Here is a 15,685-nt window from a genome sequence, read left to right as displayed (position 1 = left end):
TCATTTGCTGTACTCAAAACCTATTTATTGGCTTCGTAGTAATCCCACATTTGACGAAACACTTTTTCTTTTAATTGTTTGGCCGTAATGCCGGTACTTTCAACAGGAGGTAAAAAATGCATTTCCATTTTGTGTGGTTCCAGGTAAAATATTTTTTCAGCAGGCAATACTTTACGGGTATTAAATAATAATGCTGGCATAATTGGTTTCCCTGTATCAACAGCAAGCTTAAAAGCACCGTCGTAAAAGGATTTCAGCGGATCATTGGTGCGATTACGCGTTCCTTCAGGATAAATAACCATATCAAGCCCTGTGCGCAACACCCATTTCATTTTACGAAAACTGTCTCTTCGGCTTTGTTCATTTTTCCTGTTTACCAATATACTGCCGGCAGCGTATATCCATCCAAAAACAGGAATAAAAGCAAAAGTTGTTTTCGCAATGGTCTTATTGGCCTGTGGCATAAAAGGGGTAGTTATCGGTATATCCATTAAGCTGTTATGATTGCATGCAACAATATAGTTCTCTCCTTTTTTAAAATATTCAGCGCTTACCACTTTCAACGGACATGCAATAAGATTGAGAAAGAAGGTCATCCATACTTTTGATACTTTGCGGTGCCAGTGCGCTGCAGCAGGCTCTTTTATTATATAACAACAGAGATAAAAAGGCAAAGCAATAAACATAGTAGGTACAAATAACACTAGTGCCCATAAACACCATATCCTGCAAAATATCTCTTTAAAAACTTTCATGTTGTGTGCAAATATATACTTCAAAGTATCTTTTTATAATGAAGAAAGATACCGGCATTGAATTTTAGTTTCAGTTAATGCCGCAATTTTTTATAATACAAGCTGCGGTATTCATGGCATCATCGTTGCGTCGCAAGCACTTTATCTCTTGTACAGATAGCATCATTGGTTTCAAAATCTAAATAGTTAAGGATTCCAGTCAATAGCTTCCAATGATTGTTGCCTCAGTATTCCATTTGCTTTGCTAAAGTGTTTACAACCAAAAAAACCGTTATGTGCGCTTAATGGTGATGGGTGCGCCGCTTTTAAAACATAATGCCTTGTTTCATCAATAAGAACCTGTTTATCCTGTGCGAATTTGCCCCATAATAAAAACACTACACCCTTTTTCTCAGTCGAAATTGCTTTTATAACGGCATCTGTAAAATCTGCCCAGCCAATTTTTGCATGGCTCATTGGCTCACCTGCTCTAACTGTAAGCGAAGCATTTAAAAGGAACACACCCTGTGTGGCCCATTTGGTGAGATTACCTGTTTTAGGAACCGGCATACCAATATCTGCATTAAGTTCCTTATATATGTTCTGCAAAGAAGGTGGTGGTGGCACACCATCAGGAACAGAAAAACAAAGTCCATGCGCCTGTCCGGCTCCGTGGTAAGGATCCTGGCCAAGTATAACAATCTTGACTTTATTAAAAGGTGTTTTATCAAAGGCGTTAAAAATTAATGACCCAGGCGGATAAATGATCTTACCCTGTGCTTTTTCAATTTTTAAAAAAGCTACGATCTGTTCAAAATAAGGTTTGGCAAATTCTTTATGTAAAACTTCTTTCCAGGAGGCTTCAATTTTTACATCCATGTTTTTTTGAATTACGTTTGGGTGCAAACTAATTAAAATTTACTTTTGCTGCCGCTCAATTGAGAAGTTGCAGTGACTGGCCTGGTAGCTCAGTTGAATAGAGCAACAGCCTTCTAAGCTGTGGGTCATTGGTTTGAATCCAATCCAGGTCACAACGGAGAAATCAATTCTCTTTAAAAGGCCAGCAAATGATTGATTTTGCTGGCCTTTTTATTTAAGCACGTCCTGTTTTATATTATTCAAAGTGATTTCCAGATTTTCAAAATGCTGCATAAAGTTATTTCGTACAAGAGTGCGACGCAACAGCAGCTAGATTTATAGACAGAAGCCCGGTATGTAAAATATGTATTACAACAATTGCTGAAGAAAAAAAATAAATACCGCTACCAACAAAAAGCCCGGCTTCTATTACCGGGCTTTTGAAAATAGTTGCGTTGTTATTACTGTTTATAAACTTTGAAAGAATGAATGGTGCTGCCATCAATAACCTGTAATATGTACACACCGCTGGTAATGTTATTAATATTAAGCGTTGTAGCGCCGGAGAAATCTTTTTGCAGCATTACTCTGCCTGAAATATCCGTCATGCGTAATTTAACAGCACCTGTGGCATCTTTAAGAATAATATTCAAAGTATTCCTGAATGGATTAGGATATACCAATATTCCACTAACACTTATGTCTGCCTGCCGTACCGGTGAATATCTAACAGAACCATCTTTGTCAATCATTTTAATTCTGTAATAGTTTGTGCCATTAACCGGGCTGGTATGTATAAATCCATAATAATTGTATGGTGTAGTTGTGCCTGATGGAGCTACTTTATCAATGCTTGTAAAATTGTGACCATCTTTACTAAACTCAACATTATACACTAACACATTTGTTTCGTTTGTTACTGTCCATTTCAATTCAACTGTTTTATTTAAAGGTTTTGCAGTAAGATCGAATGTATGAGAGGCAAGTATAAAGTTGCGTGTAATATTGATATACTTATACAGGAAGTTATTGTAATGATATTGTTCCGGCTGATCATTGTCTGGATTTATATCAATATAGAAATTGTATTTGCCCTGCACCAGGTTTGTAACATTCAGCAGGAATGGTATATGCACGGTATCTCCGGCAGGCAGTGCTCTTGCAGATGGTACACTAAATGCAACCGGTGTATTATTGGCATCGTACATGATAATTTTTACTTTCAGTGGCCCCATTGCTGTTGTACTTATGTTCTTAAAGATCACATACCCTTTCAGTGTATCAAACTGAATGTTTATGTCATAATCGAATACGAGTTCATCAGGAATATCAAGACCTAGATTGGTTGCAAGAGCACCTTCAGGTACTGCGGTAAATTCAACACTCCAATCCTGCAACTGGTAAGGTGTAATCGTTAACGAATCAGTTGTATGCATACGCAGTTGCACATAAGGATATGTTGCTGCATTTATAGCCGAGATATCGAGTTCATGCTGGGTTGTATCAATATTGTACAATACAGTGTCTTTACCATTTTGATCAATTGCTATTACATCGAGTGAAGCTTCACTATTGCTATTTGATGCTTTGCCATACCATTTTACTTTACTCCATGATGTGCCGGGGCCAAATTTTGGCGAAGTAATGGTTCCGATTGTATCAGCCGCATAATAATTCTGCGAAAGGCTGATACGATCATATAAACCTCTTGATAAAACAGAAACTGGTTTATAAGTAATTGAATCATTTTTCTTGTATACAAAAATGAATGTTCTCGGAAATGTAAAGGAATCTATTTGTGTACCCTGATCTTTTAAACGATGATACAAGGAATTGTTATGACCATACAGCAAAGTGTCTTTTGCCCAAACTGTGGGGGCCCAATCTGTGTCGGGGCCACCATAAATAACATCATAAATTTTTCTAACTACAACATAATAGCCATTATTTATATAATTGTCCATAAAGTCCATTGCATTCTTTCTCGATGCGGCCGTTTGCGTACTGTATTCAAAGTTATAACGACGCATCGTATCGCAAGGCGCGGCCGCGCCGTAAGGATTTGTTATATTCAATATTGGTTTAAAAGTTTTGGGATCAAATACATTAAAAATAATAGAGCGCCCTACACATGAACTCCAGGTGATTATTTTACCATTCAATGCTACACTAAAATGGTTGTCTTCATTACCACTGGTAGTGTATATAGAATTCAAAATAAAAATATTATTTACATTACTTCCGAAGTTGTATCTACGGGAAGATGAATCGGGCACTATTTTATTATAAACTGATTCTGTATGTTGTAAGAAATGCGCCTGTTCAAAACCTGCATTTCCCGCACTTCTGTATATAAAAGAAAAAGTATTCCAGTGTTTGTCTGCGCTGTCTTCAGACACACGCCAGAAATAAACAGTACTATCCATTACTAAAGGCACATTATCAAATTCAATGATACCTCCTGTACCTGTTTGCTTCATGGTTAGCTTTTGCGGAGAATTGAATAATGAAGTTGTATCAAGTTCCATTACGTATTGCGTAAGTGAGTCAAATGCATATGCAGTAGAAGCAATAAGATTTACATTATTTGTATTAATGATGGAATAATTATACGGCGAAACGGGCAAGAGATCAGCCGCAGATATTTTTACCGCTATTGATGCTTCGTTGTTATCTTCTTTTAATTCTGCAACCTGGTTCTCATCATCAACAACAGCAGTGATAATTGTAGTGCCTTTATCCCTGTTGGCAACTATTGGTAATTTGAAAGAAAAACTGTCTATGCTATTTACTCCAGGAATCGAAGCTGTATAAATATTATCTGTAACCCCGTTCGGATATTTCCTGTATAATTTCAGACCAACAGGATCTCCAGTTGCTTTGCCCAGGTTACGAACATTAAATTTGACAGTTAAAGAATCCATGGCTACATTCAAATAACCTGGTTCAACACTCATTTCGTTACTGTCAACAGCGTAATCAGGTGCATTGTAAGAAGACATTTTTATAGCAGGATCTCCGTGATAAGTAAGTTGTTCTGCATGCATTAAGCCATAAAAATCAGTATTGCCTGTATAATCTAATGATGATTTTAAACCATCCTGCACTACTTTACCAAATCCATTTCCATATTGTGTTCCGGTTATGGCACTATAAAATTTTTCTGTAAATACATCCAGGTAATTTAATACGCCATAGTTACTCGAAGACAAATAACCGATTGCTCCTTTTCCAGGTTCCAGTACAAATTTCTCTGAAATAGTAGAACGATTATTTAATCTGTTAATATCATAATCAAAAATGTTCCCTGCCAGACAACCGTTTACAATAAACATTGGATATTTACCTGTATTGCTATAATTGGCAGGGTTATCAAGACTAAAATCAATACTTGTAGATGATGAATGACCAAGGTATTCTACTAAAGCGCTGCCGTTATTGTATTCGTCTGTAAACTGAAGCACAGCCTGCCCATACTCGCTGCCCGTACTGGTTGATTTACTGAATGTTTTTACGTTTCCACCAAATAGTGGGCCTCCGATTATCTGGGCATATTTGGCCTGGAAACTGTCAATGATACTTTCTATTAAAGGATCATTAGCGCCTGCAAGTTGCAGCACTTTTTTCTTCCAAAGATTTGATGCGATACTTGTTGATGAGGTATCCTTCTGAGCTGCCTCATATTCTTTTACTTTAGCCAGGTAAACACCAACTTCATCGGGCGTTACTACAGATAACCTTCCAATAGGAGTTGTGGGAATGGGATTATAATTATCAGAGCTTAATAAATTATCAGAACCAGGGCTTCCAAATACAGGAACAAGATTTAATTGCGTAATTAATGGATTCGATTCCTGTAGCCGGTAAGCAGTATAAATGACACCTTTCCCAATAAGAAAAACATAGGCAGGTGGCTTTTGAAAATTTGATCTTGAAAAACGCAAAAAATTCTTAACAGATAAAGGATTCATTTTTATACCATATGCAAACTGATCTTCTAACTGATGAATGTCGACCACTTTTGCGTTGTATTTTCCTCCGCTGTCTGATGAACGATAATCACTATACTGTTGTACATAATTACCAGACCCGCTGCCATATAATGAAGGATTACTGATTATGAGATAATCTCCCTGGTTTGACGGATTCGAAAAGTCTACAAAATTTCTTTGCTCAATGGTGTTAATTGTTTTTGCAGTTGATCCATCACTTCTAACAAGCAATAAATGATATTTATCAACTGATGGCCCCAGTACAAACTCTAATGTATCTCCACTACCTGGATTGCCAATATATCTTTTACCATTCGTGAAATCATAAAGTGCCCCATTAGCAGTACCTCTGTTGAAGTTAGCTATCTTCAGGTACCTGCCCTTCACTGAGGCATCTATATAAAATTCAAAAGATGAAACACCACCAAAATTGAACAAACGCGGATACTCCAGGTCAAGTTTTCCAATCCTGCAATCATCTCCATTACCAGTTAAATTCTGAATAAGAAAAGTCGCGGAATTACTTTTAACTTTTAAAGGAGAGATTCCCGGCATTACAATTCTCGCTATCTGAAAATATCCCATATGAAATTGCGTAAGCGAATCACTATTGAGCGATACTTTTATGTTCCTGTCATTAGGTGCAGCACCCACCATATTCAATGCAAGGGTCATTGTGCTCCCGAGCGTATCTACATACATATTTGAAAAGACGTGAGAAATTGGTGAAGTACTGGTTAAACTTCTGCTTTCGAGCCCCTCACCGGTATCATAAGAAGAGGAATACAGTTTTTCTTCTACAAAAACACCAAATCCATCATTTATAAAGCCCCTGAATATTCTTTTCCCGGTATACATAAAATTCCTCTCGGGAGTTAATGCAGTACCTACAGTATTATTTGTGGCGTTTGCGAATCTTTTATTATTAGCTGCTGGATTTACGGTTAAAAAATAAGCTGCTGAATCTGTTTCAAGACTTGTATGGTCGGCTAACTGAGCAGTGCTATCCTTATACAAATATTTATCAGGTTTACCGTTACTCATCTCTCCCCAGAATTCAATATAGTCAGAAGAAGAAAGTACTCCCGAAGAAGTAGAAATATATAAAGGAACTTCTTCTCCATCACGCCATAATTGAAATTGCTCAGCTGGTACCGAGCCAAGACCAACAGCAGCTAATGAAGGTTGTGATATACGAACTAATCCTTTTGCAATCGGAATAGAAAGTGCATCATATCCAAATGGACCAACCTTGAATTTATAATATGTTTTATTGTAATCTATCCATTCGTTCATGAACGGCTGCTGTGCATGCAGCGACTGCACGGAAAGAATAAAAAAAATGAAATAAAGTACCCTTTTCATCATTATAAGGTTTTTCTTTTGGAATTTGGCAAGAAATAAATATTATGAAATTTTAAAATATATTGAAGAAAGTTTAATTCAATTATAATCCAACTAAATACCATGTAAATGCTTTTTTGGCCAGGTTATTTTCTTAAAAAATTTTCTGTTGATCTGAACAGCAGTTTTATAGCAAGGTTATCAATCCTGGCTACTGTTAGTTCTGATATCAAAGCATATAACTAAAATACAGGAAAACTTATTGTACAGATTAAACTTATAAGCAACTTACAAAATTAAAGAAATTAATAAAAGTGAGGTCTTTTTTGATACCCAAAAACTCATTGCGTACCAGATATTTTTCTTGATTTTTGAGCCCGGCTATTGCAATATTATTATGCTTCTCTTGCGTCGCACTCCTGTACATTCTGAACATCCTTGGTCAAATGCTATCACAAAATGTAATGTCGACTCACAATTCTTCAGCACAGGAGTGCGACGCAACAATGTACAATAGCATCAAAACAGTTGGGTACAAAAGGAAAAATATCAAACTTCTTATTACTTTCGAATCAATGGACTTTTTATCTGCACTTGAACAATTAAAAAAGATAATGTTTGCCATACACCCATTATCTGAGAACGAATGGGATGATTTTGCGCTTATCTGGCAGCCATATGAAGCAAAGCGCAAAACAATACTAACAAAAACCGGTGAAACAGAACGATACCTCTACTTTGTACTCGATGGCGTGCAACGCGGCTTTTTTTTACACGATGATGGACGCGAAGCAACCATTGTTTTTACTTACCCTTTTTCATTTTCCGGCATTGCAGATTCTTTTCTTACACAAACACCTTCAAAGTTTTTTCTTGAAACACTTACTACCAGTAGTTTTATACGTACTGAATACAAACAATTAAACGAATTGCTCTTGCGCCATCATAATTTTCAAACCTGCATTTTTAAAGCAATAAGCCACACTTTTGCTGGTGTGCTGGAGAGACAGATAGAAATTCAATGCTTTTCTGCAGAAGAAAAGTTCAAAGCATTACTTAAAAGAAGCCCACATGTTTTACACTTAATTCCACATAAATACCTTGCATCTTATCTAGGTATTGATGCAACAACTTTCAGTAAACTACTTGGAACTGTAAGGCTTTAAAATATAGTTAGAACTGTCAGGTCTTGAACACCGATCAGGTTTGCCGAAAATAAAATCTTGGTTTATACCAAGATTTTATTGCTGTTATACGTACAGCTTTGTGTTACTAAATAAACAAACATGAAAACACACAATTCTGCGCAATTATTACAGCAACTACACCAGCAAACAGAAAATATACTGAATTTAGCTGTTCAGCAATGGCAAATGATAAGCCCGGCAATTTTTAAACAGCCGCCTGCACCAGATGCATGGAGCGCCATGCAATGTCTTGGTCATTTAAATGCATATGGAGATTATTATTTACCAGCAATTGAAAAAGCGATCAGTGAAGTCAGGCAGCAAAACAAAACATCCATATCAACTTTTAAACCTGGCTGGCTGGGCAATTATTTTACCAACCTTATGATGCCAAATGAAAACGGTGTTCCTTCTAAAAAAATGAAAGCGCCTAAAAATTATACAACCAATAATGAAGGAGATACTGATTGCACCATTGCAAAATTTATAGATCAGCAGGAAAAATTATTATTGTTATTGGAAGAAGCAAAAAATATTGATCTTAATACGATAAGAATTCCTATATCTATTGCTAAGTTTATCAAACTAAAACTGGGAGATGTTTTTATGTTTTTAATAGCGCACAACCTGAGACATGTAAAGCAGGCTGAGCGGGCAATTTCGACAGCAACAATAAATAAAAATGATCGGTCTTTGTTAGTAGCTTAGGCAAACATATTGATGAGTTCACTATCAATTCTGCGGGGTCGTTGTGTTTTTCTGTCTAAAGGAATCCAAACACTTGCGGCTACAATAATCTTTTTATTATCAGCAGGACGGATGATCTCATAATGTCTTTTCCAGGTAACATTACTGTACTCCCCGGTCCAGGTGGTCATTAATAATTCATCATGTAAAAATGCCTGGTTGTAATAATCTATTTCGTGGCGTTTAATCATCCATAATACTTCATCTTTTAATTTGTCTGATGCATATGCATTCCAGTGCATAGAAGCAATGTCCTGCATCCATTGTACATAGATCACGTTATTTACATGATTAACATCGTCGAGATGTTGCTGTTCAACCTTTATTATAGTGGAAAATTTACTGTTCTTTAGTTCCATAGATCATAATGTTCAAAAAAGTTATGCAGTACAAGTGTGCGACGCAACGAAGATGCCGCATGTACAAAAGCTAAGTTCACAAAAATTATTGTTTACTAAATGCTGCTGCTGCCTTCTTTACAGAGCCATGCTGTTCCAGTAATTGCTTTGCTTTTGCATAATCACTGATGCCAATTTTTTGCATCAGCATGTGCACACCACGATCGCGAAGTTTTTCGTTGCTGAGTTGCATATTTACCATGCGGTTATCTTCTACCCTGCCCAGTTGTATCATGACAGTTGTAGATATCATATTTAACACCAGCTTCTGTGCGGTACCACTTTTCATACGGGTGCTTCCTGTCACAAACTCAGGACCAACCACTACTTCAACAGCATGATCCGCCGCTGCAGCAAGCGGACTACCCGCATTGCAGGTAATACAACCGGTAGCAATATTATGTTCCCTGCAATTATTCAGCGCACCAATAACATAAGGCGTTGTACCGCTTGCAGCAATGCCCACCACAAAATCGTTCTTACTTATTTTATGCAGCAGCAGATCTTTCCAACCTTGATCGGTATCATCTTCCGCATCTTCAACTGATTTTATAATAGCAACATTTCCACCGGCAATAATACCCGTTACAAGATCGGTTGGCACACCATAAGTTGGCGGGCATTCACTTGCATCAAGAATACCTAAACGTCCACTGGTGCCTGCGCCAATATAAAACAAGCGACCGCCTGCAAGCATTCTGTCGCTTATGGCAGTTATTAATTTTTCGACCTGGGGCAAAGCTTTCTCTACTGCATAAGGCACTGTTTTATCTTCGGTATTTATGTTTGTAATGATTTCCATTACAGACATTTTTTCCTGGTGCCTATATGGCGATGGTTGTTCTGTAACTCTTATAAATTCATCCATGTTATTCATTATTCGTTGTGATATGCAACAAGTCCATCCATGGGCTGCTTTAACACTTTTCCTAATTCAAGTTCATAGGTGTCGCAAAGATTCTTCAACACATCTTTAAATCCATACGCCACACTGCCAACAAAACTTATAGGATATAACCAGCTCTCACGGTACTTATATAAATGTGTAAAGAAAAAATCATTCAATCCATCTTCAATAATATTTTCTATCATATAGTGTCCACGATTCTCTGCAAGAAAAATGGCGAATGATGCAAGGTAACGATTGGGTTGTGGTTGTTTATACACATGCTCAAGAATTTCATTGGCACCAACATTGAACGCGTTAGTGAAACGCATCATCAGGTCTTCATCGAATGTGTTATATAAAAAATGTTGTACCACTTTTTTTCCAAGATAAGCTCCACTCCCTTCATCTCCCAGAACATAACCAAGTCCCGGACTATTCTTCATTATTTTTTTTCCGTTGTAATAACAACTGTTTGAGCCCGTACCTAAAATACAGGCAATACCTTTTTCATGACCGCATACAGCTCTTGCGGCCGCAAGCAGATCAATGTTTGCTTCAATTTTTTTTGCAACAGGAAAAACTTTCTTCAGCACTTTTTTCAAAAGCACCACATTTGCAGGATTACCAAGGCCTGTTCCATAATAATAAATTTCATCAATGTTTACGTCCTTTATTTTTTTCAGTAATTCTTTTTGCAGCAGTTCAATCATTTGCTCTGCAGAAAGAAAATAAGGGCTCATTCCTGTGGTAAATATTTTTTTCTTTTTGCCGTTAGCAAGTAAGCACCATTCACATTTGGTAGATCCACTATCCGCAATTAATTTAACAGGCATATAGAACGTTTATAGTTTGAAGATAGGTGTTATGCTCATTAGCAAAAAGATTTTTTTGAACCCGCCGGTCGAATAAGTATTTAGCTTTTGTTGCGTCGCACGCTTGTACGCTTTGTTAAATAATCATCGTGATTTAACGCAGCAGCATTTTTCTTATTTGTACCTTAACTTTATGCTCTTTTTCAGTAATATCTAACAAGTATTTTATGTCGAAACAACTTATTTCGTCAGGAACCATCTGGGAGAAAAAATTCGGATACAGCCGTGCGGTAAAGGTGGGCAAAAATGTTTTTGTTGCGGGAACTACGGCTGTTGATGAATTTGGAAATATTATCGGCGAGGATGATCCTTATGTGCAGGCATCTTTTGTATATAGAAAAATTGAGAAAGCATTGCAGGAAGCCGGAAGTTCGCTAAACGATGTAGTGCGTGTAAGAACTTTTGTAACAGATATTAAACGCTGGGAAGAAGTTGCAAGAGCACAGGGTGAAGTATTTGAGGAAATAAGACCAGCAGCAACATTGGTTGAAGTTACAGCATTGGTAAGACCGGAGCTGATGGTTGAAATTGAAGTGGATGCTGTCATACAGGGATAAAAAAGCTGCGGTTAACGTGCATTTGCAACAAAACATTAAGAAGATTGTTGTTACCATCCATGCACGTAAATTTGTTGCATTGAAAACAGGAAGTACAAGAGTGCGATGCAACAGTCGATGCACAAAGAACAGGAGTTGACTAACAAAAATTAATTATGAAAATACACGATATAAAAACCTTAGGCGAGTTAAAGAAAAGTGGCTACAAATCTTTACACATAAAAGATGAATTGCGCAAAAACCTTGTTGAAAAAATACGCAATAAAGAAAATACTTTTCCGGGCATTATTGGTTATGAAGATTCAGTAATTCCTGATACGGAAAGAGCAATATTAAGCCGTCATAATATTTTATTTCTTGGCTTGCGCGGACAGGCTAAAACAAGAATGGCGCGGCAAATGACCCAATTACTTGATGAATACATTCCGGTAATTCATGGCAGCGAAATAAATGATGATCCTTTTCATCCATTGAGCAAATATGCGAAAGACCAGATAGCACAACATGGTGATGATACACCGATAAGCTGGTTGCACCGCAGCGAACGTTACGGAGAAAAACTGGCAACACCAGATGTAAGTGTTGCTGATTTAATTGGCGATATTGATCCCATAAAAGCTGCAAATCTACGGTTGAGTTTTTCTGATGAGTTAGTGATTCATTACGGTATTATCCCACGTAGTAACCGCAGCATCTTTGTGATCAATGAGATCCCTGATCTGCAGGCACGTATACAGGTTGCGCTGTTCAACATTCTTGAAGAAGGCGATATACAGATACGCGGTTTTAAATTGCGCATGCCACTTGATATTATGTTTGTGTTCACTGCAAACCCCGAAGACTACACAAATCGCGGAAGTATTGTTACGCCGCTGAAAGATCGCATTCAAAGCCAGATATTAACGCATTATCCCAAAGACCTGGAAACATCCCTTGCCATTACAGAACAGGAAGCGCATATAAATGAAGAGCAGAAAAAAATAACTGTTAGTGATCTTGTTAAACGTTTGATAGAGCAGGTTGCATTTGAAGCACGCAGTAATGAATATGTTGATAAGAAAAGTGGTGTTAGTGCAAGGCTTACCATTGCTGCATTTGAGAATGCAGTAAGTAGCGCCGAGCGTCGTGCAATAATACATGGAGAGAAGGAAACACAGGTTTGGATAAGTGATCTGTCAGGCATTATACCATCAATAACAGGAAAGATAGAATTGGTTTATGAAGGCGAACAGGAAGGCCCATACCAGGTTGCCTTGAATCTTGTTGATAAAGCAATACGTTCACAGTTCATAACTTATTTTCCAAATCCTGAATCGCTGAAAAAGAGAAAGACGACAGGAAAACCTTCACAGGCACAAAAAGAAGACGATCCATATAAAGAGATCACTAAGTGGTTTGACAAAGGCAATCATCTAGATATGCTTGTTGACATGAAAGATGCAGATAAAATTGCGGCACTTTATAAAGTTGATGGTTTATATGGCATTGTAAAAAAATATTTTCCCCGTGCCAATGAAAAGGAAAGTGCATTGCTTATGGAGTTTGTGTTACATGGGCTTGCAGCACATTCACTCATCAGCAAGAAAACAATTGAAGGAAAGATACAGTTCAAAGATCTTATTGGCAGCATGATGAATCTTGGTCAGTTCAGCAGTGAAGAGGACGATGATGATACATTTAATGAAGATGATTATAAATAAAACAAAAGTGGCGGTTGTAAGACCGCCACTTTTATTTAAATAATATTCACTTCCTTTTCTAATTCTACTCCAAATTTTTCTTTTACACTGTTTACAATTTTTGTCGAAAGATCATATATCTCCTCACCTTTCGCATTGCCGTAATTGACCAGAACCAGCGCCTGCTTTGCATGACAGCCGGCATCACCTTTACGAAAACCTTTCCAGCCACACTGTTCTATTAACCAACCTGCTGCAAGTTTTGTTTCATTTTTACCGAATGGATAACCAACAATTTTTGGAAATTCATTTTGCAGCGAATGAAATTTTTCATTGGGTATTGTGGGATTTTTAAAAAAACTTCCTGCATTGCCAATCTCTTTTGGATCAGGCAATTTACTGCTGCGGATATTTATTACAGCTTGGGAAATAGTTTTTATAGAAAGTTCTTTTACATTCATCTTCTTTAACTCCTCTTCTATTGCACCGTAAGAAGTATTGAACAAAGGTTGTTTACGCAACTTGTAAGTAACATTTAATATCACAAACTGGTCTTTATATTTTCCTTTGAATACACTTTCGCGGTAACCAAATGCACAATCTTTCAAAGAAAATTTTTGCATTGCGTTATCATACACATGATAAGCTTCCACTTCATAAAAAACATCTTTTATTTCCACGCCATACGCACCAATATTCTGCATGGGCGAAGCCCCGACATTACCAGGAATCAGACTTAAATTTTCAATTCCTGCATAATTATGATCAATGCAATACAACACAAACTGATGCCAGTTTTCTCCTGCGTTTGCTTTTACATAAAAAAAATCTGCATCTTCTTTTACCAGTTCAATGCCTTTCAATTCATTTTTTAAAACCAACCCGTCAAAATTTTTGGTAAAAAGAATATTACTGCCACCGCCGAGAATAAGTTTGTGGTTTGTCGTTTGTGGCCTGTCGTTTGAAAGCAGTTCTTTTAATTCTTCTATAGATGTAAACGCTGCAAAATATTTCGCAGCAACATTTATTCCGAATGTATTGTATGATCTTAGCGAAACATTTTCCTGGATATGCATAGTTGCAAACCTACTTTAAAAAGCATGTATAATGTTCAATGAAGCTATAAAGTACAAGTGAGTGACACAACGAAAGCTCAATCCTGATTCAGCAGCTAAGTACAAAATCTTATAAAGCAATATTAAACTTCTCACCCACTTTTTTCAGATCAGCCACAACAGATTCAATAATTGGTATTCCTTCTTTTACGCGAATGGCTTCCATCTCTCTTTCCGGATCGCCGGGTATCAAAACCTTATCATGGCCTGTTGCCGGTTTTGCTTTTCTGAATCGTTGTATCCAGTTATCCATATGTTGTTTAAACTCGTCTGCAGGACGAAAAGCATCTAACCGCATTGCTCCAAAGAAATGCCCCAAACCTTTGCCTGGCTGATTTTCAGGCATGGCAATATATGCAGGAAATGGCGGCGCCCACGGGCCATAACTGGCACCACTTAACACTGCAGAAAAAATATCAACGATACTTCCCAGAGCATATCCTTTATGCGAACCATGTTCCCGGTCACTGCCAAGCGGCAACAATGCACCACCATGTTTTAACTCATTGGCATTTACTGATGCATTACCATCTTTGTCCTGCACCCAACCCAATGGCGTGTCTGCATTTTTTCGTTGCAGTATTTCAAGCTTTCCATTAGCCGCAGTAGTAGTAGCAAAGTCTGCAACAAAAGCAGGCTGCTCATTCGCTGGTATAGCAACTGCTATAGGATTTGTGCCCAACATTTTTTCTATGCTAAATGTGGGCGCAACCAATGCGCTGGCATTGGTCATAGCCATGCCGATCATATCATGATCCAATGCCATCATTGCATGATATCCTGCAATACCAAAATGATTGCTGTTGCGTACACTTACCCATCCTGTGCCTGCGTTTTTTGCTTTGTCAATTGCCACCTGCATAGCATACGGTGCAACCACTAAACCCAAACCACTATCCCCATCCACCACTGCTGTTGAAGGTGTTTCATGCACAATTTTTATTTCGGGTTTTGCATTAATACGTTTTGCTTCCCACAACCGTACATAACCACTTAATCTTGCCACACCATGACTGTCGATGCCTCTAACATCAGCTGCCAGCAAGGCTTTTGTAGCAGTAGTTGCATCAATATCGGAACAACCGATCGCTTTAAAAATATTGTATGTAAAACTTAAAAGTTGTGAATATGAAAATATTTTTTCCATGTGCGCAAGTTAAGAAAGAGATGATGATGCAAGCTGTAGTTTTTTTATGGCATCGCCTGTTGTGTTACTCACTTGTACATTCTCATCAGGTGTCAGCCATCAGGTATTAGCATTCAGTAAATCAACTACATTTAAACTAAAACTCATTACTGATTGCTGAAACGAA

General features: G+C 37.5%; 12 protein-coding genes and 1 tRNA gene. 5 read left to right on the top strand and 8 right to left on the bottom strand.

Going from position 1 to position 15,685, the window contains the following annotated elements; genetic code table 11:
• Positions 1-20 precede the first annotated feature (20 nt).
• Positions 21-779, bottom strand: a complete 759-nt coding sequence (locus tag FRZ67_RS22095; RefSeq protein ID WP_225975439.1) for a lysophospholipid acyltransferase family protein — start codon at positions 777-779, stop codon at positions 21-23.
• A gap of 162 nt (positions 780-941) precedes the next feature.
• On the bottom strand, positions 942-1,613 hold the full coding sequence (ung, locus tag FRZ67_RS22090; protein WP_147192734.1) for a uracil-DNA glycosylase: 672 nt from the start codon (positions 1,611-1,613) through the stop codon (positions 942-944).
• A gap of 78 nt (positions 1,614-1,691) precedes the next feature.
• On the opposite strand from ung, the gene FRZ67_RS22085 reads away from it, so the two are divergent.
• A tRNA-Arg gene (locus tag FRZ67_RS22085) sits at positions 1,692-1,765 on the top strand.
• A 288-nt stretch (positions 1,766-2,053) separates the two neighbouring features.
• Here the strand turns inward: FRZ67_RS22085 and porU2 are convergent.
• Complete coding sequence (porU2, locus tag FRZ67_RS22080) at positions 2,054-6,952, bottom strand: putative type IX secretion system sortase PorU2 (RefSeq protein WP_147192733.1); 4,899 nt, start codon at positions 6,950-6,952, stop codon at positions 2,054-2,056.
• 440 nt (positions 6,953-7,392) lie between these two features.
• Between porU2 and FRZ67_RS22075 the strand changes: the two genes are divergently transcribed.
• Together FRZ67_RS22075 and FRZ67_RS22070 are read left to right on the top strand one after the other, a co-directional pair.
• The gene (locus tag FRZ67_RS22075; protein WP_225975438.1) at positions 7,393-8,094 is read left to right on the top strand and encodes a Crp/Fnr family transcriptional regulator; all 702 of its coding nucleotides are present in this window, start codon (positions 7,393-7,395) and stop codon (positions 8,092-8,094) included.
• Positions 8,095-8,214: 120 nt separating this feature from the next.
• On the top strand, positions 8,215-8,823 hold the full coding sequence (locus FRZ67_RS22070) for a DinB family protein (protein WP_147192732.1): 609 nt from the start codon (positions 8,215-8,217) through the stop codon (positions 8,821-8,823).
• Here FRZ67_RS22070 and FRZ67_RS22065 read toward each other — a convergent pair.
• From FRZ67_RS22065 to FRZ67_RS22055, 3 genes are all read right to left on the bottom strand, one after another.
• Positions 8,820-9,221 (bottom strand): acyl-CoA thioesterase, encoded by a 402-nt coding sequence (locus FRZ67_RS22065; protein WP_147192731.1) that lies wholly within the window; start codon positions 9,219-9,221, stop codon positions 8,820-8,822. The two genes, FRZ67_RS22070 and FRZ67_RS22065, sit on opposite strands and share 4 nt — an antisense overlap.
• A gap of 85 nt (positions 9,222-9,306) precedes the next feature.
• Positions 9,307-10,128, bottom strand: a complete 822-nt coding sequence (gene murQ, locus FRZ67_RS22060; RefSeq protein WP_147192730.1) for an N-acetylmuramic acid 6-phosphate etherase — start codon at positions 10,126-10,128, stop codon at positions 9,307-9,309.
• An 8-nt stretch (positions 10,129-10,136) separates the two neighbouring features.
• Complete coding sequence (locus FRZ67_RS22055) at positions 10,137-10,982, bottom strand: N-acetylglucosamine kinase (protein ID WP_147192729.1); 846 nt, start codon at positions 10,980-10,982, stop codon at positions 10,137-10,139.
• A gap of 206 nt (positions 10,983-11,188) precedes the next feature.
• Here FRZ67_RS22055 and FRZ67_RS22050 point away from each other — a divergent pair, with 206 nt between their 5' ends.
• Both FRZ67_RS22050 and FRZ67_RS22045 read left to right on the top strand, forming a co-directional pair.
• Positions 11,189-11,578 (top strand): RidA family protein, encoded by a 390-nt coding sequence (locus tag FRZ67_RS22050; RefSeq protein ID WP_147192728.1) that lies wholly within the window; start codon positions 11,189-11,191, stop codon positions 11,576-11,578.
• Between the two features lie 155 nt (positions 11,579-11,733).
• Entirely contained in the window at positions 11,734-13,278 is a 1,545-nt protein-coding gene (locus FRZ67_RS22045) for a MoxR family ATPase (RefSeq protein WP_147192727.1), read from the top strand.
• A 35-nt stretch (positions 13,279-13,313) separates the two neighbouring features.
• Here the strand turns inward: FRZ67_RS22045 and murB are convergent, their stop codons facing one another.
• Together murB and FRZ67_RS22035 are read right to left on the bottom strand one after the other, a co-directional pair.
• Positions 13,314-14,333, bottom strand: a complete 1,020-nt coding sequence (gene murB, locus FRZ67_RS22040; RefSeq protein ID WP_147192726.1) for a UDP-N-acetylmuramate dehydrogenase — start codon at positions 14,331-14,333, stop codon at positions 13,314-13,316.
• Between the two features lie 109 nt (positions 14,334-14,442).
• Positions 14,443-15,519 (bottom strand): Ldh family oxidoreductase, encoded by a 1,077-nt coding sequence (locus tag FRZ67_RS22035; RefSeq protein WP_147192725.1) that lies wholly within the window; start codon positions 15,517-15,519, stop codon positions 14,443-14,445.
• Between the last annotated feature and the right edge of the window lie 166 nt (positions 15,520-15,685).

The sequence above is a fragment of the Panacibacter ginsenosidivorans genome (assembly GCF_007971225.1).
Lineage (GTDB): Bacteria > Bacteroidota > Bacteroidia > Chitinophagales > Chitinophagaceae > Panacibacter > Panacibacter ginsenosidivorans.
This window is presented reverse-complemented; position numbering and strand designations above follow the sequence as displayed.

Bases quoted from the DNA above. Each gene is read 5' to 3' on its own strand.
- murQ (WP_147192730.1), bottom strand. From the start codon at position 10,128: ATGGATGAATTTATAAGAGTTACAGAACAACCATCGCCATATAGGCAC.
- FRZ67_RS22035 (WP_147192725.1), bottom strand. From the start codon at position 15,519: ATGGAAAAAATATTTTCATATTCACAACTTTTAAGTTTTACATACAAT.
- murB (WP_147192726.1), bottom strand. From the start codon at position 14,333: ATGCATATCCAGGAAAATGTTTCGCTAAGATCATACAATACATTCGGA.
- FRZ67_RS22045 (WP_147192727.1), top strand. From the start codon at position 11,734: ATGAAAATACACGATATAAAAACCTTAGGCGAGTTAAAGAAAAGTGGC.
- FRZ67_RS22065 (WP_147192731.1), bottom strand. From the start codon at position 9,221: ATGGAACTAAAGAACAGTAAATTTTCCACTATAATAAAGGTTGAACAG.
- ung (WP_147192734.1), bottom strand. From the start codon at position 1,613: ATGGATGTAAAAATTGAAGCCTCCTGGAAAGAAGTTTTACATAAAGAA.
- FRZ67_RS22055 (WP_147192729.1), bottom strand. From the start codon at position 10,982: ATGCCTGTTAAATTAATTGCGGATAGTGGATCTACCAAATGTGAATGG.
- porU2 (WP_147192733.1), bottom strand. From the start codon at position 6,952: ATGATGAAAAGGGTACTTTATTTCATTTTTTTTATTCTTTCCGTGCAG.
- FRZ67_RS22075 (WP_225975438.1), top strand. From the start codon at position 7,393: ATGTCGACTCACAATTCTTCAGCACAGGAGTGCGACGCAACAATGTAC.
- FRZ67_RS22050 (WP_147192728.1), top strand. From the start codon at position 11,189: ATGTCGAAACAACTTATTTCGTCAGGAACCATCTGGGAGAAAAAATTC.
- FRZ67_RS22070 (WP_147192732.1), top strand. From the start codon at position 8,215: ATGAAAACACACAATTCTGCGCAATTATTACAGCAACTACACCAGCAA.